The sequence below is a fragment of the Saccharopolyspora sp. CA-218241 genome (genome assembly GCF_050954615.1).
Taxonomy (GTDB): domain Bacteria; phylum Actinomycetota; class Actinomycetes; order Mycobacteriales; family Pseudonocardiaceae; genus Saccharopolyspora; species Saccharopolyspora cebuensis.
In genome coordinates, this window is record NZ_CP191860.1 from 4,414,511 (window position 1) to 4,441,400 (window position 26,890).

Annotated in this window: 24 protein-coding genes; 2 read left to right on the forward strand and 22 right to left on the reverse strand. The window is 72.9% G+C overall.

What is annotated here, in order from left to right:
• Nucleotides 1-110: 110 nt before the first annotated feature.
• The 6 genes from wag31 to ftsZ all read right to left on the reverse strand — a co-directional run bounded on the left by wag31 (nucleotide 111) and on the right by ftsZ (nucleotide 5,008).
• Nucleotides 111-947, reverse strand: coding sequence for a DivIVA-like cell division protein Wag31 (gene wag31, locus ACQP0T_RS21000; protein ID WP_433869615.1), 837 nt, complete (start codon nucleotides 945-947; stop codon nucleotides 111-113).
• A gap of 45 nt (nucleotides 948-992) precedes the next feature.
• Nucleotides 993-1,277 (reverse strand): YggT family protein, encoded by a 285-nt coding sequence (locus tag ACQP0T_RS21005; RefSeq protein ID WP_345355146.1) that lies wholly within the window; start codon nucleotides 1,275-1,277, stop codon nucleotides 993-995.
• A gap of 19 nt (nucleotides 1,278-1,296) precedes the next feature.
• Nucleotides 1,297-1,893, reverse strand: coding sequence for a cell division protein SepF (locus tag ACQP0T_RS21010; protein ID WP_433869616.1), 597 nt, complete (start codon nucleotides 1,891-1,893; stop codon nucleotides 1,297-1,299).
• A gap of 70 nt (nucleotides 1,894-1,963) precedes the next feature.
• The gene (locus tag ACQP0T_RS21015; protein ID WP_433869617.1) at nucleotides 1,964-2,689 is read right to left on the reverse strand and encodes a YggS family pyridoxal phosphate-dependent enzyme; all 726 of its coding nucleotides are present in this window, start codon (nucleotides 2,687-2,689) and stop codon (nucleotides 1,964-1,966) included.
• A complete protein-coding gene (gene pgeF, locus ACQP0T_RS21020) occupies nucleotides 2,686-3,390 on the reverse strand; it encodes a peptidoglycan editing factor PgeF (protein WP_345355155.1) in 705 nt (234 codons plus the stop codon). Before pgeF ends, ACQP0T_RS21015 begins: the two co-directional genes overlap by 4 nt.
• Nucleotides 3,391-3,550: 160 nt before the next feature.
• Complete coding sequence (gene ftsZ, locus ACQP0T_RS21025; protein WP_433869618.1) at nucleotides 3,551-5,008, reverse strand: cell division protein FtsZ; 1,458 nt, start codon at nucleotides 5,006-5,008, stop codon at nucleotides 3,551-3,553.
• A gap of 452 nt (nucleotides 5,009-5,460) precedes the next feature.
• Between ftsZ and ACQP0T_RS21030 the strand changes: the two genes are divergently transcribed.
• Nucleotides 5,461-6,381, forward strand: a complete 921-nt coding sequence (locus ACQP0T_RS21030) for an SDR family oxidoreductase (RefSeq protein ID WP_433869619.1) — start codon at nucleotides 5,461-5,463, stop codon at nucleotides 6,379-6,381.
• On the opposite strand, the gene ACQP0T_RS21035 is transcribed toward ACQP0T_RS21030, so the two are convergent.
• The 16 genes from ACQP0T_RS21035 to ACQP0T_RS21110 all read right to left on the reverse strand — a co-directional run bounded on the left by ACQP0T_RS21035 (nucleotide 6,372) and on the right by ACQP0T_RS21110 (nucleotide 25,914).
• Nucleotides 6,372-7,340, reverse strand: a complete 969-nt coding sequence (locus tag ACQP0T_RS21035; protein WP_433869620.1) for a helix-turn-helix transcriptional regulator — start codon at nucleotides 7,338-7,340, stop codon at nucleotides 6,372-6,374. The two genes, ACQP0T_RS21030 and ACQP0T_RS21035, sit on opposite strands and share 10 nt — an antisense overlap.
• Nucleotides 7,341-7,653: 313 nt before the next feature.
• Nucleotides 7,654-8,358: a D-Ala-D-Ala carboxypeptidase family metallohydrolase gene (locus tag ACQP0T_RS21040; RefSeq protein ID WP_433869621.1), complete on the reverse strand. Its 705-nt coding sequence runs from the start codon at nucleotides 8,356-8,358 to the stop codon at nucleotides 7,654-7,656.
• A gap of 138 nt (nucleotides 8,359-8,496) precedes the next feature.
• On the reverse strand, nucleotides 8,497-9,384 hold the full coding sequence (locus ACQP0T_RS21045) for a carbohydrate ABC transporter permease (protein WP_433869622.1): 888 nt from the start codon (nucleotides 9,382-9,384) through the stop codon (nucleotides 8,497-8,499).
• Nucleotides 9,377-10,252: a carbohydrate ABC transporter permease gene (locus ACQP0T_RS21050; RefSeq protein ID WP_433869623.1), complete on the reverse strand. Its 876-nt coding sequence runs from the start codon at nucleotides 10,250-10,252 to the stop codon at nucleotides 9,377-9,379. Before ACQP0T_RS21050 ends, ACQP0T_RS21045 begins: the two co-directional genes overlap by 8 nt.
• Nucleotides 10,249-11,583 carry an ABC transporter substrate-binding protein gene (locus tag ACQP0T_RS21055; protein ID WP_433869624.1) on the reverse strand — a complete coding sequence of 445 codons (1,335 nt, stop codon included), beginning with the start codon at nucleotides 11,581-11,583 and terminating at the stop codon, nucleotides 10,249-10,251. Before ACQP0T_RS21055 ends, ACQP0T_RS21050 begins: the two co-directional genes overlap by 4 nt.
• A gap of 133 nt (nucleotides 11,584-11,716) precedes the next feature.
• Complete coding sequence (locus ACQP0T_RS21060; protein ID WP_433869625.1) at nucleotides 11,717-12,397, reverse strand: nitric oxide synthase oxygenase; 681 nt, start codon at nucleotides 12,395-12,397, stop codon at nucleotides 11,717-11,719.
• Between the two features lie 193 nt (nucleotides 12,398-12,590).
• Nucleotides 12,591-13,820: a type II toxin-antitoxin system HipA family toxin gene (locus ACQP0T_RS21065; protein ID WP_433869626.1), complete on the reverse strand. Its 1,230-nt coding sequence runs from the start codon at nucleotides 13,818-13,820 to the stop codon at nucleotides 12,591-12,593.
• A complete protein-coding gene (locus tag ACQP0T_RS21070) occupies nucleotides 13,807-15,495 on the reverse strand; it encodes a DUF262 domain-containing protein (protein WP_433869627.1) in 1,689 nt (562 codons plus the stop codon). The genes ACQP0T_RS21065 and ACQP0T_RS21070 overlap by 14 nt, the downstream gene beginning before the upstream one ends.
• Before the next feature lie 45 nt (nucleotides 15,496-15,540).
• Nucleotides 15,541-16,290 carry a cell division protein FtsQ/DivIB gene (locus ACQP0T_RS21075; protein ID WP_433869628.1) on the reverse strand — a complete coding sequence of 250 codons (750 nt, stop codon included), beginning with the start codon at nucleotides 16,288-16,290 and terminating at the stop codon, nucleotides 15,541-15,543.
• Nucleotides 16,290-17,726, reverse strand: a complete 1,437-nt coding sequence (murC, locus tag ACQP0T_RS21080) for a UDP-N-acetylmuramate--L-alanine ligase (protein WP_433869629.1) — start codon at nucleotides 17,724-17,726, stop codon at nucleotides 16,290-16,292. The genes ACQP0T_RS21075 and murC overlap by 1 nt, the downstream gene beginning before the upstream one ends.
• Entirely contained in the window at nucleotides 17,723-18,793 is a 1,071-nt protein-coding gene (gene murG / locus ACQP0T_RS21085; protein WP_433873797.1) for an undecaprenyldiphospho-muramoylpentapeptide beta-N-acetylglucosaminyltransferase, read from the reverse strand. The genes murC and murG overlap by 4 nt, the downstream gene beginning before the upstream one ends.
• Nucleotides 18,794-18,909: 116 nt before the next feature.
• Nucleotides 18,910-20,337 (reverse strand): putative lipid II flippase FtsW, encoded by a 1,428-nt coding sequence (ftsW, locus tag ACQP0T_RS21090; protein WP_433869630.1) that lies wholly within the window; start codon nucleotides 20,335-20,337, stop codon nucleotides 18,910-18,912.
• Between the two features lie 7 nt (nucleotides 20,338-20,344).
• The gene (gene murD / locus ACQP0T_RS21095) at nucleotides 20,345-21,745 is read right to left on the reverse strand and encodes a UDP-N-acetylmuramoyl-L-alanine--D-glutamate ligase (RefSeq protein ID WP_433869631.1); all 1,401 of its coding nucleotides are present in this window, start codon (nucleotides 21,743-21,745) and stop codon (nucleotides 20,345-20,347) included.
• A 64-nt stretch (nucleotides 21,746-21,809) separates the two neighbouring features.
• A complete protein-coding gene (gene mraY / locus ACQP0T_RS21100) occupies nucleotides 21,810-22,892 on the reverse strand; it encodes a phospho-N-acetylmuramoyl-pentapeptide-transferase (protein WP_345355188.1) in 1,083 nt (360 codons plus the stop codon).
• Nucleotides 22,889-24,358: a UDP-N-acetylmuramoyl-tripeptide--D-alanyl-D-alanine ligase gene (locus ACQP0T_RS21105; RefSeq protein WP_433869632.1), complete on the reverse strand. Its 1,470-nt coding sequence runs from the start codon at nucleotides 24,356-24,358 to the stop codon at nucleotides 22,889-22,891. The genes mraY and ACQP0T_RS21105 overlap by 4 nt, the downstream gene beginning before the upstream one ends.
• Entirely contained in the window at nucleotides 24,355-25,914 is a 1,560-nt protein-coding gene (locus ACQP0T_RS21110; RefSeq protein ID WP_433869633.1) for a UDP-N-acetylmuramoyl-L-alanyl-D-glutamate--2,6-diaminopimelate ligase, read from the reverse strand. Before ACQP0T_RS21110 ends, ACQP0T_RS21105 begins: the two co-directional genes overlap by 4 nt.
• Before the next feature lie 464 nt (nucleotides 25,915-26,378).
• Here ACQP0T_RS21110 and ACQP0T_RS21115 point away from each other — a divergent pair, with 464 nt between their 5' ends.
• Nucleotides 26,379-26,864, forward strand: a complete 486-nt coding sequence (locus ACQP0T_RS21115) for a CHAP domain-containing protein (RefSeq protein ID WP_433869634.1) — start codon at nucleotides 26,379-26,381, stop codon at nucleotides 26,862-26,864.
• The last annotated feature ends 26 nt before the right edge of the window (nucleotides 26,865-26,890 follow it).

Below are 26,890 nucleotides of genomic sequence, written 5' to 3' on the forward strand. Positions count from 1 at the left end.
GCCGTCCGGCGCGGCGGGGACCACCTAGCGGGCAACGGCCCCGAGACGCACTCCAGCGGTGGCGGACCGCAGCCCGCCACCGCCGTGGTGGTCATCCTCGTCGCGCGTCCTCAGCCCGCTTCGGCCGCTCTGGCGCCGAAGCTGTAGCTGGTCTGCTGGCCCGACGACCTGCCGCCGCCGCTGCTGTCGGCGGGCGCGGCCGAGCCGCGGTCCTGCAGTTCGCGGAGCTGCGATTCGAGGTAGGTCTGCAAGCGGGTGCGGTATTCGCGCTCGAACGTCCGCAGCGTCTCGATCTTCTTCTCCAGCGCGTTCTTCTCCTGGGTGATGTTGCCCATCACCTCGGCGTGCTTGCGCTGCGCATCGCGTTCCAGGCTGGCCGCCTTGTCGCGGGACTGCCGCTCCAGCGTCTCGGATCGGGTCCGGGCGTCGTTGATGAGCGTCTCGGCGCGGGTGCGCGCCTCGTTCACCATGCTGTCGGACTTGGACCGGGCCTCCGACAGGAGCTGCTCGGACTTGGTCCGGGCGTCGGAGAGCATGCCGTCGGCCTCGGCCTTGGCCTCGCCGGTGAGCCGGTCGGCCATCTCCTGCGCCAAGCCGAGCACCTTCGCGGCCTGGACGTGGTGGTCACCGCCGGGCGAGGTCTGCTCGGCCGGGTTCGGTGGCGCCGGCACCGGGGTCAGTCGGCGCGGTTCCTCCTGGGCGGCGGGGGCGGGGGAGACCGACGCCGCCTGGCTGCGGGCGTCCTCCAGGTCGACCTGGGCGGACTGGAGCTGGGTCTCGAGCTGCTCCACCTGGCTCCGCAGGTCGTTGTTCTCCTCCACCAGCCGGGCAAGCTCGGCTTCAACGAGATCGAGGAACGCGTCCACCTCGTCCTCGTTGTAGCCCCGCTTACCGATCGGAGGTTTGCTGAACGCGACGTTATGCACGTCGGCGGGGGTCAAGCCCACAAGATCACCTCACGCACTCCTCGGCTGCGGGTCCCGGGTTCCCCGTCACCCGGGTTGGACCAGTCGCATCAGTATGAACACGACCAGCAGCAGCACCATAATCGATAGGTCCAGTCCCACACCGCCGATCCGGACCGTCGGCATCACCCGACGCAACAGCCGGACCGGCGGATCGGTCACTGTGTAGATGCTCTCCAACGCGATTGCAACCCCCCCAACAGGCCGCCAATCGCGGGCGAACACCCTTACGAGCTCCACCACGATACGTGCCGTGAGCAGCAACCAGAAGAAGAACAGAACGTAGAACAGGACGATCTGCAGCGGGTACACGCCTCAACTCTGCCACCACTCACCCGTAGTTGAAAAAGACGCCCTCGGCGAGCCGCCGCTTGTCCTCGGCCGCGACGTCCACGTTGGGCGGTGAGAGCAAGAACACGCGGTTGGTGACCTTCTCGATGGATCCGCGCAGGCCGAAGGCCAGCCCGGCGGCGAAATCCACCAGCCGCTTGGCGTCGGACTCGTCCATCTCGGTCAGGTTCATGATGACCGGGGTGCCGTCGCGGTACTGCTCCCCGATCGTCCTGGCCTCGCTGAAGCTGCGCGGGTGCAGGGTTGTGATCTTGCTCAAGTTGAACTGCGTGCCGGTGTCGGTGACCGCCCGCAGCCGGGAGACCGACTCCCGCGACTGGTCCCCGGACAGCGTCCCCCGCGTCGAGGTCTCCGAAGCCCACGGCCTGCGCGAACGCGGCGGTTCGCGGTAGTCCTCGACGTAGCCCTCCGGCTCGCCGTCGGCCTCGGGCTGGTAGCTTCCACGCGCACCGCCGGGCCGCCTGCGGGCGGCGGTGTCGAAGGTCTCCTGGTCGCGGTAGACGTCGTCGTCGTACTCGTCCACCTCGTCGGCCGGGACCATGCCGAAGTAGGCCTTCAACTTGTGCAAAGCGCTCATCGGCATGCCCTTCCTCTGCGACTCCTTCGCACCGAGCACAAGGCGGACGACCTTCGACCCCCTGATGCGGCTACGGCGAGATTAACCGGCGCCCGCCGAGCAGCGCGGTTCCGACACGCACGCGCGTCGAGCCGTGGGCCACGGCACTTTCCAGGTCACCGCTCATCCCGGCGGACACGTCGCCAGCTTCCGGGTGATCCCGGCGGAGACGCTCGGAGATCGCCGAAAGTGTATCGAAGGACACAACCGGGTCACCGCCCAATGGGGCCACGGCCATCACTCCCCGCAGTCGAAGATCACTCGTGCGACTGATCACCTCTGCGAGTGACTGAACCTGCTCCGGCGGGCAACCACCGCGCCCGGGCGAGTCGCCGAGGCCGACCTGGATCAGCACCTCCAGCGGCGCGGACCGCTCCCCCGCCGCCAGCGCGTTCGAGGTCGCCTTGCCCAGCGCCGCCACCAGCCGCTCGCTGTCCACCGACTCGACCACGTCCGCCCAGCGGACCACCGAGCGCGCCTTGTTCCGCTGGAGCTGGCCGACCATGTGCCAGCGCACGCCGGCGTCCGGGCGCAGCGCGTCGAACTCGCCGACCTTGCCGCGCGCCTCCTGCTCCCGGTTCTCCGCGAACGCGGTGAGCCCCAGGTCCGCCAGCAGCGCCGCGTCCGACGCCGGGAACGTCTTGGTCACCGCCAGCAGTTCCACCTCGGAGCGGTCCCGGCCCGCCGCCCGGCAGGCCGCCGCGACCCGCTCCTCGACCTCGCGGAGGGACTCGGCGATCTCCTCGCGCCGGTTCACGACCGCTCCTCCGGCTCGGCCCAGACCAGGGCGGCGAACCGGCCGGTGCGGCCCTCGTCGCGGCGGTGGCTGAACAGCTCCGGGGATTCCATCGTGCAACGCGGGTCGACGCCGACCTTGCCGACCCCGGCCGCGGCGAGCTGCTCCCACAGCCCGGCCCGCAGGTCCAGCCCCGGCGTGCCCCGGCGGGTCTTGCAGGCGCTACCCGGCAGGTGCCGCTCCACGTCGGCCTGCATCCCGGCGGGCACCTCGTAGCACTCGCCGCAGGCCGCCGGTCCCAGCAGCGCCTCGATCGCCCCCAGCCGCGCCCCGGCCTCCAGCATCCCCTCCAGCGCGGAGACCAGGACCCCGACCCGGGCGCCGACGCGGCCCGCGTGCACCGCCGCGACGACCCCGGTCTCCGGGTCGCCCAGCAGCACCGGGACGCAGTCGGCGGTCAGCGCGACCAGCGCCAGGTCCGGTTCGGCGGTCACCAGCGCGTCGGTGGCCTCCACCGGCTCGGCCTGCGGTCCGTCCACGATCGTCGTGGTGCGGCCGTGGATCTGCTCCATCCACACCAGCCGGTCCGCGGGCAGCCCGATGCCGGAGGCGAGCTTGCGGTGGTTGGCCGCCAGCGCCTCGGGGTCGTCGCCGACCCGGCCGCCGAGGTTGAACGAGTCGAACGGCGGCCGGGAGCTGCCGCCCTCCCGCGTGGTGATCACGCGACGAATCCGCACTGCTGCTCAGCCTCCTGGCCTGACCGGGGCGGGCGGTTCCCGGCGGGAACCGGCGCCGCACGTGGAACGACACCGGGAACGGAACGTTCCCGGTGCCGATTCTCGCGCACCCGCCGCCGCGGTCCGGGGCCGGTGCGGTCGGTGCTCAGCGGCGCATGAACGGCGGGATGTCGACGTCGTCGTCGGTGTCGTCGGAGACCGGCACCGGCCGGTTCGGCACCGAGCCGGAACGGCCCGAGGAGGCGCCGGTGTGCGTCGGGTAGCCGCTCCCGGCCCGGGTCGGCACCGACACGCCGCCGGTGGTGGAGCCGTCACCGCCGAACATCCCGGAGCGCTGGGGGAACCCGGTGCGCTGCTGGTCCTGCTCGGCGGGCTGCTGGTCCTCCCGCTGCACCGGCGCCGGGCGCTGCGGTTCGGCGGGCACCTCCTGCTGGGCGGGCTGCGCCGGCGCGGGCGGCTGCTGGGCGGCCGGTTGCTGGACCGGCTGCTGCGGAGCCGGTTGCTGCTGCGCCGGCGGCTGCTGGACGGGCTCCGGGGCCCGCTCGACCTGCTGCGGCGCGGCGGGTTCCGGGTCCTCGCGCGGCGGCACCTCGGTCGGCGGTTCGTCCTCGGACCTGCCCCCGACCCGGGTCGGCTCCAGCTTCTTGTGGGTGGGCGCGCCCGAGTCGAACCCGGCGGCGATCACCGTCACCCGCACCTCGTCGCCGAGCGAGTCGTCGATCACCGTGCCGAAGATGATGTTCGCCTCGGGGTGCGCCGACTCCTGCACCAGCGAGGCGGATTCGTTGATCTCGAACAGGCCGAGGTCCGAACCGCCCGCTATGGCCAGCAGCACCCCGTGGGCGCCTTCCATCGAGGCCTCCAGCAACGGCGAGTTGATCGCCTTCTGCGCGGCTTCCACGGCTCTGCCCTCCCCGCGGGCCGAGCCGATGCCCATCAAGGCGCTGCCCGCCCCGGACATGACGCTCTTGACGTCGGCGAAGTCGAGGTTGATCAGACCCGGGGTGGTGATCAGGTCGGTGATGCCCTGGACACCGGAGAGCAGCACCTCGTCCGCGGAGCGGAACGCGTCCATCAGGCTGACCCCGATGTCGCCGAGCTGCAGCAGCCGGTCGTTGGGGATGACGATCAGCGTGTCGCACTCGTCGCGCAGCGCCTTGATGCCCTCCTCGGCCTGCTGCGCCCGGCGCTTGCCCTCGAAGGAGAACGGCCGGGTGACCACGCCGATGGTGAGCGCCCCGAGCTTGCGCGCCACCGAGGCGACGACCGGTGCGCCACCGGTCCCGGTGCCACCGCCCTCGCCCGCGGTCACGAAGACCATGTCGGCGCCCTTGAGGACCTCTTCTATTTCTTCCTTGTGGTCCTCGGCGGCCTGCCTGCCGACCTCGGGAGCGGCACCCGCGCCCAGACCGCGGGTGAGTTCGCGACCGATGTCGAGCTTCACGTCGGCGTCGGACATCAGCAGGGCTTGGGCGTCGGTGTTCACCGCGATGAACTCGACGCCCTTGAGACCGACCTCGATCATGCGGTTGACGGCATTGACGCCGCCGCCGCCGATGCCGACGACTTTGATCACCGCGAGGTAGTTGTGCGGGGGCGTCATCGGATCCGCCTTCCTGATCGTGGCTCTGTGCTCGTTGCTTCTACCACCGGTACTGCCGCGCCGCCCGTCGGCGGGGACCACCGCCGCTCCGGCACCGAGGTCGTCGGCGGCAGCAGGACCGTTCGATCACCGGTCCCGCGCTCGGTGCGGACGGTAAGCAGGTCCTCGGACCCAAGTCCAGCAGCCACGCCGGTCCCGCGACCAGGTGTGTCCTGCCGCGCACCCGCACCGGCCCCCGGACCGTCGTCGGCGGAACAGCGAGCCGAGCCCCTTGTCTTCCTCCCCTCGGGTGAACACGTCGTGACGTGATCACCCCACCGACACCGTACCCCGAGCACGCTTCACCCGAACGGGCACTGGGCGGGGTCGGAGCCGCGAATTCCCGACCGCGGTTGTCCGGTATCGCTGCGATCGTCGGCATTCCGACCGAACGACCAGGGAGAAGACGAAGGATGAGCGCAGCACTGGACGGCGTCGTGGCACTGGTGGCGGGCGCCACGCGCGGGGCCGGACGCGGGATCGCCGTGGAACTCGGCGCGGCCGGGGCCACCGTGTACGGCACCGGGCGCAGCACCCGGCAGCGGCGGTCCGACTACGACCGGCCGGAGACCATCGAGGAGACCGCCGAGCTGGTCACGGCGGCGGGCGGCACCGGCATCGCGGTGCCGGTCGACCACACCGACCCGGAGCAGGTGCGCGACCTGGTGCGGCGGATCGAGGCCGAGCAGGGGCGGCTCGGCGTGCTGGTCAACGACCTCGGCGGGGAGCACCTGATCGAGTGGCACACGCCGCTGCTGTGGGAACACCCCCTGGACATGGGCATCGCCCGGCTGCGCACCGGCATCGAGGCGCACCTGGTCACCAGCCACTTCGCGCTGGGCCTGATGGTCCGCGAGCCGGGCGCGCTGGTCGTGGAGCTGACCGACGGCACCGCGGAGGTCAACGAGCGCTGGTACCGCGGCGAGTGCGGCGCGTTCTTCGACGTCGCCAAGGTCGCCGCGCACCGGATGGCGCGGGCGCAGGGCGAGGAGCTGGCGCCGCACGGCGGAACGGCGGTGTCGCTGACACCGGGCTGGCTGCGCTCGGAGATGATGCTGGACCACTTCGGCGTCACCGAGGACACCTGGCGCGACGCGATCGCGCAGGAGCCGGGCTTCGGCACCTCGGAGACGCCCGCCTACGTCGGGCGCGCGGTGGTCGCGCTGGCCGCCGACCCCGACGTGGCGCGGTGGAACACCCGGTCGCTGTCGACCGGGCAGCTCGCCCGCGAGTACGGCTTCACCGACGTCGACGGCTCCCGGCCGGACTCCTGGCGCTACCTCACCGAGGTGTCGTGGGGCGGCGGGGAAGGCGACCCGGCGGACTACCGGTAGAGCGCGGCGAGGCGGGCGGCGCTGCCCGCCAGCCGGGCGCGGAGTTCGGGGGGCGCCAGCACCTCGACCTCCGCGCCGAGGCCGAGGAGCTGGGAGTGGGCGACGTCGTGGGATTCCACCGGCAGCACCGTCCGCACCCAGCCGTCCGCGTCCGGCTCCCCCGCTCCGTCCGCCGCCGCGCGCACCGCCGCGGCCTCGATCACCCCGGGCAGCCGGCGCAGGCCGAGCGGGCTGATCCGCACGGTGATCTCCTCGCGCAGCAGGGAACGCGCGAACTCCTCGGACCGCGCCGCCCAGAACGCGGCCAGGTCGAAGTCCGGATCGCGGGCGAACCCGTCCGCGCCGACCTCGACGTCGCCGAAGCGGTCCACCCGGTACACCAGGAAGCGGTCGCCGGAGCGGGCCGCGAGGTACCAGACGCCCGCCTTGAGCACGAGGCCGTGCGGTTCCAGCACCCGCCGCACCTCCTCGGCACCGGAGCGCCGGTAGGTGGCGATCACCACCTTGTCCCGCCACACCGCGCGGCTCAGCCCGGCCAGCGCGGCGGGGGCCTCGGCGTCCCGGAACCAGCGCGGGGCGTCCAGGTGGAAGCGCTGGCCGACGCGGTCCGGGGCGTCGCGGAACGGCGGGGCGAGCGCGGCGCGGGCCTTGAGCCGGGCGGCGGCGACCTCGTCACCGAGCCCCATCTCCCCCGCCGGGCCGGGCAAACCGGCCAGGAACAGCGCTTCCGCCTCAGCCTGGTGCAGCCCGGTGAGCTTGGACCGGTAGCCGCCGAGCAACCTATACCCGCCGGTCCGGCCGCGTTCGGCGTACACCGGCACCCCGGCCTCGGCCAGCGCGAGCACGTCCCGGGCCACGGTCCGCTCCGAGACCTCCAGCTCGCGGGCGAGCTCCGGCCCCGTCATCGACCCCCGCACCTGGAGCAGGCACAGCAACGCGATCAACCGGGAAGCGCGCACCGCCCCAGCCTAGTCCGGCACCCGATTTCACCCGCGGGGGGAATGGGTGGGGGCACCTTCCTCCGACCATGCCGGATGAAGGTGCCCCTCACTCGGAAGAAGATCACCTGGTCGTGCGCGGTGGTCGTGGGTCGTCCAAGCGGCGGAGCCGCTTGCGACCACCTGGGCGGCCGGCAGCGCCGCGGGTTCTCAGCGGCCTTCTCGCGAGGACAGCGCCGACGTGGTTCATGATGTCGGCGATCCCGCAGCGAGAAGGCCGCTGAGGTTCCGCTGCCCGCACCGGCCCGCCAGGCGAGTTGCCGAACAGCGAAACTCAGGTGGCCCAGTACCAGGAGCCTGCTCCGTAGCCGTACTCCACGCGGCTGTCGACGTGGGTGAAGGTGTTGTAGCGGATGATGCCGGAGAAGCCCGAGGTCTGGGCGTGGCCGATGGCCTGGCCGACGCTGGTGCCGCTGATCACGATGTCGGCCGCGATGCCGTACATGTGCTGGCTGTTCGACGCGCCGCCGACGTCGCTGTTGTGCGCGATGCTGCGGAAACCGGAGTTGATGGTGATCGGGGCGTCCCCGGCCTTCTTGCGCACGGCCTCCAGCTTGTACATCAGCCGCCGCACGTTCTCCTGCACGGTGGAGCTGCCCACCTTGCCGCCGCCGAAGCCCGCCCCGTCCTTGGAGTGGAACTCGGCGAAGTCGAAGTGCGCGGTGGACCCGTCGGGGTCGGCCAGCGCGTCGAGCGCCTGCTGGGTCGGCGCGTCCACCTGGCCGCTGGCGGTGAGCCCGTAGGCCCGCTGGAAGCGCTTCAGGGCGGCCTCGGTGGCCGGGCCGAAGATCCCGTCCACCGCGACGAAGGTCCGCTGCGGACCGTCGGCGGCCCACCCCGCGATGCGGATCTGCACCTCGGTGACGTCGGCGCCCCGGTCGCCGAGCCCGAGGGTCCGGTCCTCGGCCGCGGTCGCGACCCCGCCGAGCACCAGCATCGACGCCAGCACGGCGACGACGAGCTTGAGCTGCGCGCGCATTCCGTCCTCCTCTCCTCGAACGCCCGTCCGCCGTGCTGCTCGCGGCCGCGCACCCGGACATCGAGCGCGAGAACGGGCTTTCCGCCGCCAGATGCTGCCGCAACCGCCGATCGCGGTCCCGGAGCTGGCGGGAACTGCTCACCGCATCCCGCTGGTCTTGAGCGACTCCACCAACCGCCGCTGGCCGAACAGGAACACCAGCACCGTGGGCAGCGCGGCCAGCACCGCGGCGGCGAGCACGTAGTGCTGCTTCGAGGCGTACTGGCCCTGCAACGAGGCGATCCCGACCTGCACCACGCGCAGCGACTCGTCCTGCGCCACGGTCAGCGGCCACAGGAACGAGTTCCAGTTGGCCAGGAAGAACAGCACCGCCAGCGCCGCCAGCATCGGCCGGCTCAGCGGGAGCACGACGTGCCAGTAGATCCGCCAGTGCCCGCACCCGTCGAGGTGCGCGGCCTCCTCCAGCTCGCGCGGCACGCCGAGGTAGAACTGGCGCAGCAGGAAGATGCCGAAGGCGTTGAACACCCCGGGCACGATCAGCCCGGCGTAGCTGTCCACCATGCCCAGCGCCCGCACCACCAGGAACAGCGGGACCAGGATCACCGGCAGCGAGATGAGCAGCGTCGCCACCACCGCGGCGAAGGCGATCCCCCGGCCCCGGAAGGCGATCCGGGCCAGCGCGTAGGCGGCCATCGAGTGCAGCAGCAGCGCGATCGCGGTGACGGTCACCGACACGATCGCGCTGTTGGCCAGGTAGCGCAGGAACGGGACCTCGGTGAGCACGTAGGCGAAGTTGGCCAGCGTGAGCTCGTCGGGCAGGCCGAGCTCGAACAGCTCGCCCGCCGGGCGGAACGCGCTGAGCAGCAACCACAGCAGCGGTGCCACGGTCAGCAGCGCGACCAGGTAGGCCGCCAGCACCCGCGCGGCCCTGGCGACCGTTCCCGGCCTCGGCGGCCTCCTCGCCGCGGAACCGCCTCCGGCGGTACCCGCTGCGCTCCCGGCGTCGGCGCGCGGTCCCCTAGCCATCGAACCGGCCTCCCCGGGTCAGCGCGAACAGCGCGGCGGTGAACGCGGCCAGCGCGGCGACCAGCAGGGCGCAGATCGCCGCGGCGTAGCCGAACCGGCCGAACAGGAACGCCTGCTGGTAGGCGTAGTACACGACCGTCGAGGTGGCGTTGGCCGGACCGCCGGAGGTGACCACGAAGACCAGGTCGAACACCTGGAGCCCGGCGACCCCGTTGATCGTCGAGGTCACCAGCACGAAGAAGCTGGTGGGGCGCAGCATCGGCCAGGTGACGTGCCGGAACCGCTGCCACGGCCCGCCGCCGTCCACCGTCGCGGCGTCGTAGAACTCGCGCGGGATGTCCTGGAGCCCGCCCAGGAAGATGAGCATCTGGTAGCCCATCAGGAACCAGACGCTGATCAGCACCAGCGTGAACAGCGCCAGGTCCGGGTCGCCGAGCCAGGACACCTCCGACAGCCCGAACAGCCGGTTCACCGCGCCGGTCTTGTCGGTGAGCAGGAACTGCCAGACCAGGCCGATCACCACCAGGCTCACCGAGTGCGGCAGGAACAGGGCCGCCCGCACCGCCCCGACGCCCGGGAAGTGGTCGCGCACCAGCAGCGCCAGCCCGAGCGACACCGCGAAGCACAGCGGCACGAACATCGCCGCGTACAGCAGGGTGATGCCGAAGCTGCGCCACAGCAGGCCGTCCCCGGCCATCAGCCGGAAGTTGTCCAGCCCGGCCCAGGACAGGTTGCCGAACGCGTCCAGGTGGAAGAACCCGACCAGCAGCGCCAGGACGGTCGGGATCGCGACGAACAGCAGCAGCCCCACCCCGTCCGGGGCCAGGAACAGCCACGCCGCGCGGGTGTCCGATCGCCGCGCCCTCATTGGATCCGCGCCCCGTCGTAGGTGCTCAGGAAGGTGTCGATCTGGTCGGCCGCGCCCGCCGCGGCCGCCACCGGATCACCCCCGTCGAGCTGGCAGGACTGCAACGCGTCGGAGATCGCCCGGTAGACCTCGGGCGGGAACCGGGGTTCGGCCCGCGACCGCGTCATCACCTCCGAGGCGAACGCCCGCATCGGCCCGCTGTCGAACGCCCCGCGCCGCTCGGCGACGCGCTGCACCGACCGGCGCGGCGGCAGGCCGGACTTGGCCTCGGTGTTCCACCGCCGCATCCGCTCGACGCAGGCCGGGTCGGCCGAACCCAGCGCCCACACCACGAATTCCGCCGCGGCCCGCGGGTTGACGCCTTGGGCGTTGGCGACCATCGCCCAGCTCCCCAGCACCGTGGTGTACTCGCCGTCCGCGGGCGCGGGCATCGGGATCACCCCGTAGCGCAGGTCCGGCGCCTGCTCGGCGATCTCCGCGATGCCCCAGATGCCGAGCTGCTGCATCGCGCAGAACCCCGAGGCGAGGTTGGAGATCGAGTCGTTGCCGCCGCTGCCCCGCACCCGCCGGGGCGCGACCCCGGCTTCGACGGCCTGCTGCCAGTACCGCAGCGCGGCGTGCGCGGCCGGCCCGGCGAAGGCGGAGCGGCGCTGGTCGTCGCTGAAGACCTCGCCGCCCGCCATCCACAGGAACTGGTACCAGGTGAAGTTCTGGTAGTAGCCGGGATTGGTCTCCAGCATCAGGCCGAAGCGGTCCGGGGAGGTGAGCGCGTCGGCGACGCCGAGCAGGCCGTCCCAGGTGCGCGGCAGGTCGCCTTCGGCGAGCCCGGCGCCTTCGAGGGCGTCCTCGTCGTAGAACAGCGCCAGCGGCTCGATCTCCATCGGCAGCCCGTACACCCGGTCGTCGACCAGGCGGGTCTCCAGCACCTGCGGGAGGAAGTCCGCCCGCACCGACGGATCCAGGTGCGGCGTGAGGTCCGCCAGCGCGCCGCCGTTGTAGTAGCGCAGGAAGTCGCCGGGGCTGAGCAGGAAGACGTCCGGTCCGGTGCCCGCGCTGAACGCGGTCTGCAGGGCGGGGCCGGACTTGTAGTCCTTGCTCGGCACGTAGCGCAGCCGGACCTGCACCTCGTGCGTGGCGTTCCACTCCTCGGCCAGCCGGACGAACCAGTCGCTCTGCGACTCCTGCGGCCCGCCGGGGCCGTAGAAGTTCCAGAAGGTGATCTCGCCGGGGTCGCGCCGGGGCGCGCACCCGGTCAGCGCCAGCGCCGCACCCGCGCCCGCACCGCGCAGCAGCGCGCGCCTGCCGAAGCCGGCACCACCAGGACCCATCATCGGATCACCCCGCGGAAAACGATTGCTGACCACCGGGTCGATCGTCAATGCTCCATTGCGGGCACGGACCCGAGGTCGCGCGACCCGTTCGAGAACGAGGTGAGGGGCACCCTTGTCCCGGTTAGGACCGCTTTCAGAATGATCTGCGTGGCGGTGCGGGTGGCGGAACCTCAGCGGTCTTCTCGCTCCGGGCGCCCTTCTTGATGGATCGCCCATACACGGCATCAGGGCGTCCTCGCGAAAAGGCCGCTGAGCGATAACGTTCGAGCACGGGCGGCGGCGCCGCCGGGTAGGAGACGCCGCCGATGCTGATCCGCATGTGGCTGATCACAGAGGCCGCGTGCCAGCGCAGGCCGAGTTCCCGGAACCAGGGCAGCTCCGGGTGCGACATCGGCACGGTGAGCACCGCGCTCGGGGGCAGCGCGAACATGTGCGACCCCTCCTCGGCGGTCTCCACCACCAGCGGCAGCACGTCGAACGGGGTGCGCCGGGCCGGGGGCCGCCAGCCGAAGCCCAGCACCGCGGAGGTGAACCGGCGGTACCGGGGATCGCCGCGCACCGAGCCGTCCGGCGCTTCGTACCCGGCGTAGCGGATGAGCTGCTCGTTCCAGATCCGCGGCGCCGGGCGCTGCGGGGTCTCCGGCGGGAACACGCTGATCACCGGCCGGACCTTGCCGCCGTTGCCCGCCAGCCGCAGGTGCTGCACGCAGTGCGCGGCGACCCCGGCGACGCTGCGCACGTCGCGCAGGTCCCGCACCTTCAGGCTGCGCCAGTACAACCGGCCGACGCACCGCGCGCTGTTGCGCCACGCCACGGGCGCCGAACGCCAGCTCCTCCGGGGTGTGCCAGTACGTGCCGGTGGTCCCGACCTCGTGGCGCATCCGGTCCAGCCGCGGCCGCAACGACCCGGAATCCGGGTTCTCGGCGTGGATCCGGGCGACGATCAGGAGGCGACGGTGGGCAGCGTGCGGGCGGTAGAAGCCGATCGTCGCGGAGAGATCCTCGTATCAGTCGGCCGACAGCAAGGTCTTCGCCCTCGCCGACACGCTTGCGTCGAGGACCTCTTGCAACCGCGGGCTCGCGTCGAGGAGCCCAGCATGGCGTGGCCACTCCGCGACGACGGCATCGACGGTTTCCACGACAACCTCGGTCACGCCCTCCGGGGCGACGCGCAGCCGCTCCGCGAGCCGGGCGAACGCACGGAGGCCGATGCGGTCGAAGGCACGTTCTCCGCCGCCGAGCCGCAAAGCCAGGTCCTCGGGGCCGTCGTCGCGGTACGGTGCGGTGCACACCAGGTCGTACGCTGGCGAGATGCTCGGCGACCGACCGTCCCGGTAGATCAATGACCAGTTCTTCAGGTGCGCATCACCGTTCGAGATCATGATCGAGAAAACCAGCCGCCGGACGAACTCCAGCAGCGAGCCGAGGTCATGCCGCCGGTACAGCAGGGATGCCGCAGTTTCGTAGTTGCCCCGGTACTTCCCGTCCGGGTAGAAGTCCCGGACCTGCGCGAGATCCTCAATGTGGATGCGCCGACCGCCGTCGGCCCGGTCGAACCGCTCGACCGCGTACGCCCATTCCTCGTTCGGCCACACCTTCTCCGGCAAGCGGTCGAGCTTCGACCGGTGCACGAGACGGATCTCCGGCACGTCGATGCCCACCGCGCGTGCCAAGGACATCATCGCGAACTCGTTGCGCGGCACGTCCGGGTACACGCGGTCCGGGAGCTTGACGATCCAGTCGCCGCCCTCGCCGTGGGCGGGCAGGGTCAAGCGGTCGCCCTCGGAGACCATCGAGAACTTCAACCCGACCCCGGCGAGCGAGAACCGCCAACGCTCCTGCTCGGCGACTCCGCGATACGGGTCGGGAACGTCCGCGGACGGATCCCACTGTTCCGGAACGGCGTCCTCGGCGAGCACGCGGACCGCCCCAGGCAAATCGTGGCCGACCTGCGCGAGCAATTCCATCTCCCGGTCGACCGAAACGCCACGCCCCGCAGCGATCCACCTACGCTGCGGTCCCTCCGGCAGCAGGTTGGAAAACCACGGCGGAACGCGAAGTGAACTGCTGTGGCGCCGGTCGGGGTCCTCCTCGAAGACCAGTCCCAGAACCGGTCGCTGCGGATCCTCGCGGTACTCCTCGGTGAAGCCGAACCACGTGTGATCGCCGCGCTGATTCAGCGTGCCGACCCGGCGTTCCCCGAGCCAGACGCCGTGCCGCGTCTCATTCGGTGCCATCGTCGTCCTCGTCGTCGAGGATCAGGTCCGCGAGCGGTGGCGTGTTCTCGGAGTTCCACTCGCCCATCCGGGCTAGGAAGTCGCGCAGGTGCTGCTCGATGAGAACCTGCCGGGCCTCGACCGCGCCACCGTGGGCGCCGCTCCGGAGCAGCTCGATCACCGCGTCGTCCACCAGGTGCGAACGCCTGAGCCCGGCGGGGTCCTCGACGTCCGGCTCCACGTCCACCAAGAGCTGTCCGGCCTCCTGGGAATCGACGGAGACCACCGGCATGAGGACCCGGTTCGCCGCCCACGCGCGCAACGACTTGGGCACCGCGCGGTTGGGTGCGAGGTAGCGGACCGCCGACCGCGCGGTCCGCTGATCGACGAGCGGTGTCGCGAGGTCGGCCGCCTCGTACGGCAGTCCGGTCTCCGGGTCCCTCGGTTCAAGCGCCCACCACGAGCACAGCACGATCTTCGTGGCCGCCTGGTTCGTGGCGAAACCGCTGAGCCCGGGGAACACCGGTTCCTGCTGCTGAACGGTCTCCAGCAACTGCTGGATCGAACCCGTGAGGTCTTGATCGACCCGAGCGCACAGCAATCGCGCGGCATCCCCGGTCCCCGCCTTGAACTGCTGAGGACCTGCGACGGCCGCTCGCCAGTACCACCGGCGCAGCAGCAACCGGTTCCGACCGCCGATCTCGGGGTGGAGGGCGAACAGGCGCACCAGCGGAGGGAGCAGGTAGTGGTACGCGAGCATCGTGAAGTGCGGCACCCCGGCGTCGCGCTGGAGGAATTCGACGGCTTTGCGCAGTGCCCGCTCCGCGACGTCGTAGGCTTCCCTGCGATCGGCACCGGTCCTGAACTCCTCCTGGATGGCGCGTTTGACGTCGGCACCGCGAGGTGCCAGCACCGATTGGAGCACCGTGTTGCCGTCGATCGTGCCGAAGGAGTGCTCGGTGGCGATGCGAGCGGCGATGATGTCGATCCCGTTCTGTTCGCCCTCACCTTCGCCTTCTTCGCGGTGGAGGGCGTTGAACACCTCGGCCCGGGTGAGCCGCTTGCCGTAGTTGTTCATCCGGTCGAAGATGTCCTGCAACACCACCGGATCCGCGCGCTGGACCTGGTACACCGGAACCGCGTACTGCCGCAGCGACCGGGTGATCCGGCTCGCCTGGTCCAGGAAATCCTTGATCTCTTGGTGCTCGTTGAACCAGAAGATGAGCTTTTGGAGGTCGAACAGGACGTGCAGCGGCACCACGGTCGGGCCCGCGTTCTTCGCCGGACGGACGAATCTCTTCTCGACGAGGTCGTAGGCGAGCGCGAAGCGCGGGTCCTTCGCCCCCTCCGGGTGCAGCGCGTTGGCCAGGCTGGTGATCCGCTGCTGACCGTCGACGACCCACAGCGCCTCCGTTGACTCGGGCGCTTCGATGTCGAGGACGCCGAGCCGCACCGCCTTCGCCTCGGCCTGGCGGACCCACAGCAGGAGACTGCCGATCGGGTAGCCCCGCACGATGCTGTCGAAGAGCCTGCGCACGTCCTCGTGGTGCCAGCGGAAGTCCCGTTGGAAGCGCGGCACCCGGATGCGGCCCTGCCACGCCCGGTGGACCAGGGTCTCGATGTCGAGGGTCGTCGCGCTGGGCAAAGAGTCGAGCTGCATGCTCATCCGCTGCTCCCAGGAGTCGTGGTCAGGCAAGCGTCCCACAACGTCCTGTCAGCGCTGCCGCCACCGCGAAGACGATCAGGAGGCGACGGTGGGCAGCGTGGGGGCGGTGACGTCGTAGACCCGGCCCTCGCGGGTCAGCAGCGGCGGCAGGATCGCCGCCTTGTGCTCGTTGGCCTCGGCCGCCCCCCAGTGCACCTCGCGGTCCCCGGTGAGCCGCAGGTGCACGTCGCCGGGGCGCTCGGCGACCACGGCGGTGACCTCGGCGCGCACCTGCGGGGGCAGGGCCAGCAGCACGGACAGCGCGGCGGTCGTGGTCGGATCGTCCTGGGCGACCCGCGCGACCCGCAGCTCGGGCAGGCCCGGCGGGGCCGCCGGCACCGCCTCGAACGGCATCCCGCCCGGACCGACGAGCCGGATCGCCTCGCGCGCCACCACGTAGGCCACCGCGACCCGGTCGGTGACGGCGACCTCGACGGTGCTCGGCCAGGACAGCGACACCTCGGCCGAGGCGACGGTGGGCCGCTGCTCCAGCCGGGCCCGCACCTGCTCGGTGTCGACCTGGAGCATCGGCGTGCCCGGCGGCACGCCCGCGGCGTCCACGACCTGCTGCCGGGTCAGTTCCGTCTCGCCGACCACCCGGATCGAGCGCACGCCGAGCAGCGGGGTGGAGTGGAGCAGCACGACGAGGACGGTGATCACCGCCAGCCCCAGCAGCACCGGCCAGCGCCGCCGCGCCGCGGGACGACCGCCGCGCACCGGGCGCCGTCCGGTACGGCGGGCACCCGGTCGGGCCCCGCCACCGCGCCGCGTCGCCGTGCCCGCCATCAGGCCTCCGCGACGACGCGCTCGACCTCGGAGATGATCTCCTCGCCCAGCATCGTGACGTCCCCGGCGCCCATCGTCAGCACCAGGTCGCCGGGGCGCGCCAGCGCCGCCACCCGGGGCGCCGCCGCGGTGAACGAGGGTTCGTAGTGCACCTTCTCCGGCGGCAGCGGCACCGCGTCGGCGATCAGCTCACCGGTCACGCCCGGCTGCGGCTCCTCGCGGGCGCCGTAGACGTCGAGCACCACGACCTCGTCGGCCAGGCCGAGCGCGGTCGCGAACTCGGGGGCGAACGCGGCCGTGCGGGAGTACAGGTGCGGCTGGAACACCACCACCAGCCGTCCGTCGCCGACCACCGGGCGGGCGGCGCGCAACTGCGCGTCCACCTCGGTCGGGTGGTGCGCGTAGTCGTCGTAGACGGTGACGCCGCGGGCGCTGCCCTTGAACTCGAAGCGGCGGCGCACCCCGCCGAAGGCGGCCAGGCCGTCGAGCAGGTCCGCCAGCGGGGCACCCAGCTCCAGCCCGGCCAGCAGCGCGGCCACCGCGTTGCCCGCCATGTGCTCGCCGGGCACCGAGACCTGCACGTCGATCCGGTCCGCGCCCGCCTCGGCGCCGACCAGCTCGACGGTGACGACCCCGGCGCCGCGCTGCGGCCGGTAGCCGACCAGCCGCGCGTCGCCCTCGCCGGTGACCGAGCGGCCGTAGCGCCGCACCCGCCGCCCCGCCGCCGCGGCGCGGTCCGCCAACCGCGCCGCGCCCGGGTCGTCGGCGTTGGCGATGAGCACGCCGTCCGCGGTGAGCCGCTCCAGGAACTCGTCGAAGACCGCGATGTAGGCCTCGGCGCTGCCGTGGTGGTCCAGGTGGTCGGGCTCGACGTTGGTCACCACCGCGACCGAGGGCTCGTAGCACAGGAACGAGCCGTCGCTCTCGTCCGCCTCGGCGACGAAGATGCCGCCGTCGCCGTGGTGCGCGTTGGCGCCCGATTCGTTGAGGTCGCCGCCGATGGCGAAGGACGGGTCCTTCCGGCAGTGCTGGAGCGCCACGGTGAGCATCGAGGTGGTGGAGGTCTTGCCGTGGGTGCCCGCCACGCAGGCCACCCGGTCCCCGGCCATCAGCGCGGCCAGCGCCTCGGCCCGGCGCAGCACGGTGATCCCGCGCCGCCCCGCCTCGACCAGCTCCGGGTTGTCCGGGCGGATCGCGGTGGAGACCACCACCGCCGTCGGGTCGGTGTCGAACAGGTCGAGGTTGGCGGCCTCGTGGCCGAGCCCGATCCGGGCGCCCTGCGCGCGCAGCCCCAGCACGGTGCGCGAATCCCGCGCGTCCGAACCGGACACCTCGTGTCCGCGGGCCAGCAGGATGCGGGCGATGCCGCTCATCCCGGCGCCGCCGATGCCGACCAGGTGCGCCCGGGCCAGCACGTCCTCGGTCCGCGGCGTCATCGCCCGACCACCTCCAGCACGGTCCGCGCCAGCACCTCGTCGGCCTCCCGGTGGCCGCTGCCCTGCGTCGCGCGGCTCATCTCCTGCAACCGCTGGGCGTCGCGGGCCAGCGGCAGCACCTCGTCGATCACCCGCTGCACGGTCATCTCCTCGTCCGGGACCAGCCGGGCGCCGCCCGCGGCGACCACCGGCTGCGCGTTGAGCGCCTGCTCGCCGTTGCCGTGCGGCAGCGGGACGAACACCGCGGGCAGGCCGACCGCCGAGACCTCGGCGACGGTCATCGCCCCGGACCGGCACACGACCAGGTCCGCCGCGGCGTAGGCCAGGTCCATCCGCTCCAGGTACGGCACCGCGTTGTACACCGGCGAACCCGGGACCTGCTGCAACGCCACGGTGTTCTTCGGGCCGTGCGCGTGCAGCACGCCGATCCCGGCGCTGCCCAGCGCCTGCGCCGCACCGGAGAACGCGGTGTTGAGGGTGCGCGCGCCCTGGGAACCGCCGGTCACCAGGACCGTCGGGGCGTGCGGGTGCAGCCCGAAGTGCGCCCGCGCCTGGGCGCGCAGCGCGTGCCGGTCCAGCCGGGTGATCGACTCCCGCAGCGGGATGCCGATCACCCGGGCGTCCGGCAACCCGCTGTCCGGGGTCGCCGCCAGCACCCGCTCGGCGAACTTCGCGCCGACCTTGTTGGCCAGCCCGGCGCGCGCGTTGGCCTCGTGCACCACGATCGGCACCCGGCCGCGCGCGGCGAGGTAGGCGGGCAGCGACACGTAGCCGCCGAAGCCGACCACCACGTCGGCACCGACCCGGTCCAGCACGTCCCGGGTCCGCTTGACCGACTCGCGGACCTTCAGCGGCAGCTTCAGCAGTTCCGGGCTGGGCTTGCGCGGCATCGGCACCGGCGGGACCAGCTCCAGCGGGTAGCCGCGCGCGGGCACCAGCCGGTTCTCCAAGCCCCGCTCGGTGCCCAGCGCGGTCACCCGCACGTCCGGCCGCAGCCGCCGCACCGCGTCGGCCAGCGCCAGCGCCGGTTCCACGTGCCCGGCGGTGCCGCCGCCGGCGACCACCACCGACAGCGTCCGGCCCGGCACGGCGTCCTGCGGATCGTGGGCCGGCCACTGCGGGGCCTGCGAAGCCGGGATCGGCCCTCCGGCGCCCCGGTCGATCCGGACCGTCTCGTCCCCGCTCAACGGTGTCCTCCTCGTGTCTGCGCCCGGGATCCCGGGCCGTTGCGCGTTCCGCGCGCTCGCGTCGTCGAACCCCGGCGGGCGCCCGCGGTGCCGGAGCTCTTGGCCCCGGGGCGGCTCGGCGGGGTGGATTGCCTCGGCCGCCGCCTGCCCGGCGGCCGGTACGGCGCCGGGGTGGGCAGCCGCAGCAGCCTGCCGACCCGGCCCGGTCCCAAAGACCGTAGCGCGGCGATCGCCTCCGGTTCGTGCCGGGCGAAGTTGGCCAGCAGCCCGAACACCAGCATCGTGGTGACCACCGACGACCCGCCGGAGGAGATCAGCGGCAGCGGCAGCCCGGTGGTCGGCAGCAGACCCACCACGTAGCCGATGTTGATCACGGCCTGCCCCACCAGCCAGGTGGTCAGCGTCGCCGACAGCAGCCGGATGAACGGGTCGGTGTTGCGGGTGGCGATCCGCATCCCGGCGTAGGCGGTGGTGCCGTACAGCACCAGCACCATCAGGCAGCCGACGAAGCCGAGCTCCTCGCCGATCACCGCGAAGATGAAGTCGTTGTGCACGTTGGGCAGGTACTGCCACTTCGACCAGCCCTGTCCGAGACCGCGGCCGAACAGCCCACCGTCGGCCAGCGCGAACCGGGCCTGCATCGCCTGGTACCCGCTGCCGCTGGGATCGCCGGTCGGGTCCAGGAAGCTGGTCAGCCGCGCCAGCCGGTACTCGGCGACCATCGCCAGGGCCACCACGGCGGTGACCCCGCCGAGCAGCATCACGCCGAACATCCGCAGCGGCGCCCCGGCGAACCACAGCAGCGCGGCCAGCACGATGAACAGGGTGACCGTGGAACCGAGGTCGGGTTGCAGCACCACCAGCGCGAACATCAGCAGCGCCGCCGGCACCACCGGGACCAGCAGGTGCCGGTACTGGGTCAGCAGCGCCCGCTTGGTGACCAGCACGTGCGCGCCCCACACCGCGAGCGCGATCTTGGCGAATTCGACCGGCTGGAACGACACCCCGACGTAGAACCAGCTCTGCGCGCCGTTGATCTCGGTGCCCAGCGGGGTCAGCACCAGCACCAGCAGCACCAGGCAGGCCACCATCACGGGCAAGCTGATCCGCCGCAGCAGCTTCACCGGCGCGCGCAGCGCGGCGTAGAAGAAGACCAACCCGGCCAGGCAGTACAGCACCTGCTTGCCGAACACGCTGTAGGACGACCCGGCCGAGGTGAACGAGTCCACGCTGGACGCCGACAGCACCATCACCAGCCCGAAGACGGTGAGCAGCCCGAACACCGCGAGCAGCAGGTGGAACGAGGCCAGCGGGCGGGTCAGCCACGCGGTCAGCGGGGACAGCACCGTCCGGGCGGCGCGGCGCGGTCCGGGCCGCTTGTCGCGCGGGCGCGGCGCGCGGGCGGGTGCGGTGGCGGTGGGCACGGCCGCGTCACCCGCCGTGGACCGTCGCCGCCGCTTCGGCCAGCACGGTCCGCGCCGCGTCGGCGAACGCCCGGCCGCGGTGGGCGTAGTCGGTGAACATGTCCATCGAGGCGGCGGCGGGCGCGAGCAGGACCACCGAGCCGGGTCGCGCGAACCCGCTCGCCAGCCGGACGGCGTGCAACATGCCCGCATCGTCCCCCGAAAGGACCTCCCGCACCGGCACATCCGGGGCGTGTCGGGCCACCGCGGCGGCGAACCGGTCGCGGTCCTGACCGATCAGCACCACCGCGTCCAGCCGGTCGGCGTGAGCGGCGACCAGCTCGTCCACCTCGGCGCCCTTGAGCAAGCCGCCCGCGATCCAGACCACCCGCGGGTGCGCGCGCAGCGCGGCGGCGGCGGCGTGCGGGTTGGTCGCCTTGGAATCGTCCACGTAGGTCACCCCGCCGCCCTCGCCGACCGGGACCGAGCGGTGCGCGCCGGGCTCGAAGGCGCGCAGCCCGGCGGCCACCGCCTCCGGCGGAACGCCGTAGGCGCGGGCCAGCGCGGCGGCGGCCAGCGCGTTGGCGACGTTGTGCGGTCCGGCCGGGTGGACGTCGGCGAGCTCGGCCAGCGGCACCGCCGCGGCCGGGTCGAACGCCCGGTCCACCAGGTGCGTGCCGGACGGGCCGAGCTGGCCGGGGCCCGGCTCGGCGAGGGTGTAGGAGACCCGGCGCGCCGCACCGGCCGCGTCCTCGGCCAGCCGGGTCGACCAGTCGTCGTCGGCGTTGGCCACCGCGACCGCGTTGCCCCGGTACACCCGGGCCTTCGCGGCGCCGTAGGCGGTCAGCGACCCGTGCCAGTCCAGGTGGTCCTCGGCCAGGTTGAGCACGACGGAGGCCAGCGGGGCGAGCGAGTCCGACCAGTGGAGCTGGAAGCTGGACAGCTCCACCGCGAGCACCCGGTGCCCGGCCCGCACCGCGTCCACCACCGGGAGCCCGACGTTGCCGCAGGCGACGACGTCGACCCCGGCCTGGCGCAGCACCGACTCCAGCATCCCGACCGTGGTGGTCTTGCCGTTGGTGCCGGTCACCGCCAGCCAGGTGGCGGGCTCCGCCTTCTCCCGGTCCAGCCGCCAGGCCAGCTCCACCTCGCCGATCACCTCGACCCCGGCCGCCACCGCGGCGGCGAGCAGCGGGGCGTCGGGCCGCCAGCCGGGGCTGGTGACGACCAGTTCGGCGCCCGCGGGCGGGGCGGTCAGGCCGGGGACCAGCCGGGCGCCCTGGACCTGCAACGACGCCAGCGCGGCGAGGCGGTCGGCGGAGGAGTCGGTGACGGTCACCTCGGCACCCGCCGCCAGCAGCGCCTCGGCCGCCGACCGGCCGGACACCCCGGCACCGGCCACCAGCACGTCACGTCCTTCGAACCCCACCGCAGAAGCCTCCCCGCCGCGTCGTGGTCCGGGGCGGGCGCCCGGGACCGGGCGCCCGCCACCGCTAGATGTACTCGCCGACCTCGGACAGCCAGTCCGCGTAGAACAGGCCGAGGCCGAACATGCAGGTGATCGCGGCCAGCACCCAGAACCGGATGATCACCGTGGTCTCCGCCCACCCGGCGAGCTCGAAGTGGTGGTGGAACGGGGCCATCCGGAACAGCCGCCGCCGGGTCGTGCGGAACACCGCGATCTGCAGCACCACCGACAGCGCCTCGACGACGAACAACCCGCCGACGATGATCATCAGCAGCTCGGTGCGGGTGACCATCGAGAGCCCGGCCAGCAGACCGCCGATGGCCAGCGACCCGGTGTCGCCCATGAAGATCTTCGCCGGGGCGGCGTTCCACCACAGGAACCCGACGCAGGCGCCCATCGCCGCCGCCGCGACGACCGCGATGTCCTGCGGGTCGCGGACGGTGTAGCAGCCGGGCATCGGCCCCACCGCCGCGGTGCAGGAGTTGCGGAGCTGCCAGAACGAGATGACCACGTAAGTGGCCAGCACCATCGCGGCGGTGCCGCCCGCGAGGCCGTCCATGCCGTCGGTGAAGTTGACCGCGTTCGACCAGCCGCTGATCGCGACGTAGGCGAAGATGACGAACCCGACAGCGCCGAAGGACACCACCGCGATGTCCCGGACGAACGACAGGTGCACCGACGCGGGCGTGATGTCGTGCTGGTTGGCGAACTGCAGCGCCAGGATCGCGAACAGCACCGCGGCGACGAGCTGGCCGACCAGCTTCGCGGTCTTGTTCAGCCCGAGGTTGCGCTGCTTGCGGATCTTGATGAAGTCGTCGATGAACCCGACGATGCCCAGCGCCGTGGTCAGCCCCAGCACCAGCAGGCCGGACACGCTCGGCAGCTCCCCGGCCACCGTCAGGTGGGTGACCAGGTAGCCGGCCCACATGGCGACCAGGATCGCCACGCCGCCCATCGTCGGGGTGCCGCGCTTGGCGGCGTGCTGGCCCTGGACCTCCTCGCGGATCTCCTGGCCGAAGCCCTGCTTGGAGAAGACGCGGATCAGGTACGGGGTGAACAGGATCGAGACGACCAGCGCCACCGCGGCGGCGACCAGGATGGGCCTCACGCCACCCCTCCGTTCCGGTCGCCGTCCAGCAGGGCGTCGGCGACCCGCCACAGCCCGACCGAGTTCGACGCCTTGGTCAGCACCACGTCACCGGAACGCAGCTCGGCGCGCAGCAGCGCGACGGCCGCATCGACGTCCGGCACCAGAACCGACTCCTCTCCCCAGGATCCTTCCAGCGACGCGGCCTGGTGCATCACCCCGGCCTGCTCGCCGACGACGACCAGCTTGTCGATGTTGAGCCGCACGACGAGCCGTCCGATCTCGTCGTGGGCCTCGGCCTCGGACTCCCCGAGCTCGGCCATCGCGCCCAGCACCGCCCAGCCGCGTCCGGGCCGACCCCGGGTCATCGCGGCCAGCGTCTTGAGCGCCGCCCGCACCGACTCCGGGTTGGCGTTGTAGGCGTCGTTGACGACGGTGACGCCGTCGGCGGTCTCGCCGACCTCCATCCGCCGGGCCGAGACCCGCCGCACCCCGCCGAGCTGCTCGGCGACCTGCTCCACGGTGGCACCGAGCTCCAGGGCGATGGCGGCGGCGGTCAGCGCGTTGGCCACCTGGTGCTCGCCGAACAGCGGCAGCGCCACCCGGGCCGAGCCCTGCTCGGTCACCAGCGTGAAGGTGGGCCGGGCCAGCTCGTCGACCTCGACGTCGACGGCCCGGACCTGCGCGTTCGGGCTCTCCCCGACCAGCACCACCCGGGCGGCGGTGCGCTCGGCCATCGCCGCCACCAGCGGGTCGTCGGCGTTGAGCACCGCGACGCCGTCGGCGGGCAGCGCCTCCACCAGTTCGCCCTTGGCCCGCGCGATGTCCTCCTGGGTGCCGAACTCGCCGACGTGCGCGTGCCCGACGTTGAGCACGGCGCCGATGCGCGGCGGGGCGATCTCGCAGAGGTGCGCGATGTGCCCCATGCCGCGCGCGGACTTCTCCAGCACCAGGTGCCGGGTCCGCTCGTCGGCGCGCAACGCGGTCCAGGGGTGCCCGAGCTCGTTGTTGAACGAGCCCGGCGGGGCCACCACGGGCCCCAGCGGTTCCAGGAGCTGCGCGATCAGGTCCTTGGTCGAGGTCTTGCCGGACGAGCCGGTCACCCCGACCACGGTCAGGTCGGGCAGCCGGTCAACCACCGCCCGGGCCAGCGCGCCCAGCGCCGCGAGCACCGCCGCGCCCGAACCGTCCGCGTCCCCGGCCAGCGCCATCGCGCCGGACCCGTCCGCACCCGCCACCGGCGGCACGATCACCGCCGGGGCGTCGACCTCGCGCGCGGCGAGCACGCCGACCGCGCCGTCGGCCACCGCCCGCGCCGCGAAGTCGTGCCCGTCGACGCGTTCACCCGGTACTGCCACGAACAGCCCGCCGGTGCCGACCTCGCGGGAGTCGAACTCCACGCTGCCGGTCACCAGTTCCGAACCGTCCGCACGATGAAGCCTGCCGCCCACCGCTTCCGCGATGTCGGCGAGGCTGAGCCGGATCACCTTGCCTCCTCGTCGCCCTGCCCCCGACGCCCTTCGGTTTGCCGTTGCGACCCCTCGTCGAGTCGCCTGCGCAGCGCGGCGGCCAACTCCTCCCGGTCGGAGAAGGGGTGCACCACGCCCGCCACTTCCTGTCCCGTCTCGTGGCCCTTGCCCGCGACGACGACGATGTCACCGGGTCCGGCGCGCCGCACCGCCTCCGCGATGGCCTCGCGCCGGTCCCCGATCTCGATCACTTCACCACGTTCGTCCGCGGGCACGTCACGGGCACCCCCGATCATGGCCCGCCGGATCTCGGCCGGGTCCTCGCTGCGCGGGTTGTCGTCGGTGACGACGAGCAGCTCCGCGCGCCGGGCGGCGGCCTCGCCCATCAGCGGTCGCTTGGCGACGTCGCGGTCGCCGCCGCAGCCCAGCACCACGAGGACGTCGCCCTCGGCCTGGGCGCGCGCGGCGTCGAGCACCGCCGAGACCGCGCCGGGTTTGTGCGAGTAGTCGACCACGGCGGTGAAGTCCTGCCCAAGGGCCACGCGCTCCATCCGGCCGGGCACGTCGACCTCGGCGAGCCCGCGCTCGATGGCCCAGGTCGGCACCCCGGCGGCGTGCAGCATGCCGATCGCCAGCAGCGCGTTGGCGATATTGAACCAGCCGGGCAGCCGCAACCGGATCGGCAGCGCGAGGCCGTCCGGACCGTGCGCGGTGAACGTCTGCTCGCCGGTCGGGTGGGCCCGCACCCCGGTGGCGGTCCAGGAACCCTCGCCCGCGGTCGCGACCGTGATCGTGTCGTCGGTGACCAGGCGGTGCCCCCACTCGGTGTCGGTGCAGACCACCTCGCGCCGGGAACGGCCGTCGAACAGCAGCGCCTTGGCCTGGAAGTAGTCCTCGAGGTCGCGGTGGAAGTCCAGGTGGTCCTGGGACAGGTTGGTGAAGCCGCCGACGGCGAAGCGGGTGCCCGCGACCCGGTGCAGGGCCAGCGCGTGGCTGGAGACCTCCATCGGCACGTAGGTGACGCCCTGCTCGACCATCACGGCGAGCAGCGCCTGCAGGTCCGGGGCCTCCGGCGTGGTGAAGGCGCTGTCCAGCCGCTCCCCGGCGATGCGGGTCTCCACGGTGCCGACCAGCCCGGTGGTGAATCCGGCGGCCCGCAGCCCGGCCTCCAGCAGGTAGGTCGTGGTGGTCTTGCCCGAGGTGCCGGTGATCCCGAGGACGTTGAGCCGCTGCGAGGGGTTGCCGTAGATCCGGGCCGCCGCGCCGCCGAGGACGCCGCGCGGGTCGTCGTGCACCAGCAGCGCCACGTCACCGCCGAGCACCGCGGGATGCTCGCTCAACCCGGCCCGGTGCACGCCCGCCTGATCGGTGAGCACCGCCACCGCGCCGGCGTCGAGCGCTTGGGCGGCGAAGTCGGCGCCGTGAACGCGGGTTCCCGGCAGCGCGGCGAACAGGTCGCCGGGGCGCACGTGCTGGGCGCGCAGGGTCGCCCCGGTCACCCGCGCGGCAGCGCCATGACCTGGGACGCGGACGAGTTGCGCGCCGATCGTCTCGGCGAGCTGATCGATCTCCACCGGCTCCACCCCGAGCGGGCGGGGCGGGGCTGTCGCTACCGCGGAAGGCACGTCGCGTGAGGCTACCGGTCGCTCATGAGGAGCATTCCTCATGGTCGGCTGCCCGCTGGCTTCGGCCATCGCTTGCTCCGTTCGGCGTAGAGCGGGGGCCGCCGAGACCCGGTCGCCCGGCGCTCCCGGTGGTGATCCGCCGTGCTCGCCGGCGCGGTCGGCCCCCGGCCGACCACAGCACGGATCGGCCGCCGCCGCAGCGCGCGCCGCGCGTGTGGGCGACCGCGCCGCCCTCCCACCCGTCCGCGTGAACGGCACCGCACCGTGCCCGGTCCGCGCCGGACCCGGCGACGGGCCGGAACCGAGGAACCACCCGGATGCCCGCCCGGATGCGGCGCAACGAGCGATGGCGCGACCCGCGACGCGTCGAATAGGTTCCCCGGTTAAGGATTTTCGCTCCCCGAGGAGGATTCGTGGATCTTCGTCGAACCGGTCGGGTGCTCGCCGCGGGTGCGCTCGGCGCGGCGCTGGCGCTCTCGCCCACCGCGGCGCAGGCCGTTCCGGCGGCGCCGCCGGACGTCGCGGCGTCCCGGATGGCGGACGGCACCGCGCACGGTGCCGTGGCGTGGTTCCGGCAGCACGCGGGCGACGCGTCCTACGAGGGCTACTGCGAAACGGCGGTGGAGCGCGCCTACGGCACCAGCGAGGTCTGGCCGTCGGCGAACGCGCACTGGCAGGCGGCGCTGGACACCGGCGCCGCGCATCCGGGCGACCGGAACCCGCCGCCGGGCGCCTTCGTGTTCTGGAACTCCGGGGAGTGGGGCCACGTGGGCGTCGCCGACGGCGCGGGCGGCTTCCACTCGACCTCGATCGGCGGGGCGATCGGGCACGCGGCCGGTCTCGACCACTTCGCGGGCTACCTCGGGTGGAGCGACCCGGCGGTCCCCGCGAGGACGTGAGCCGCGGGGCCCGGAGGCGCGGCCGG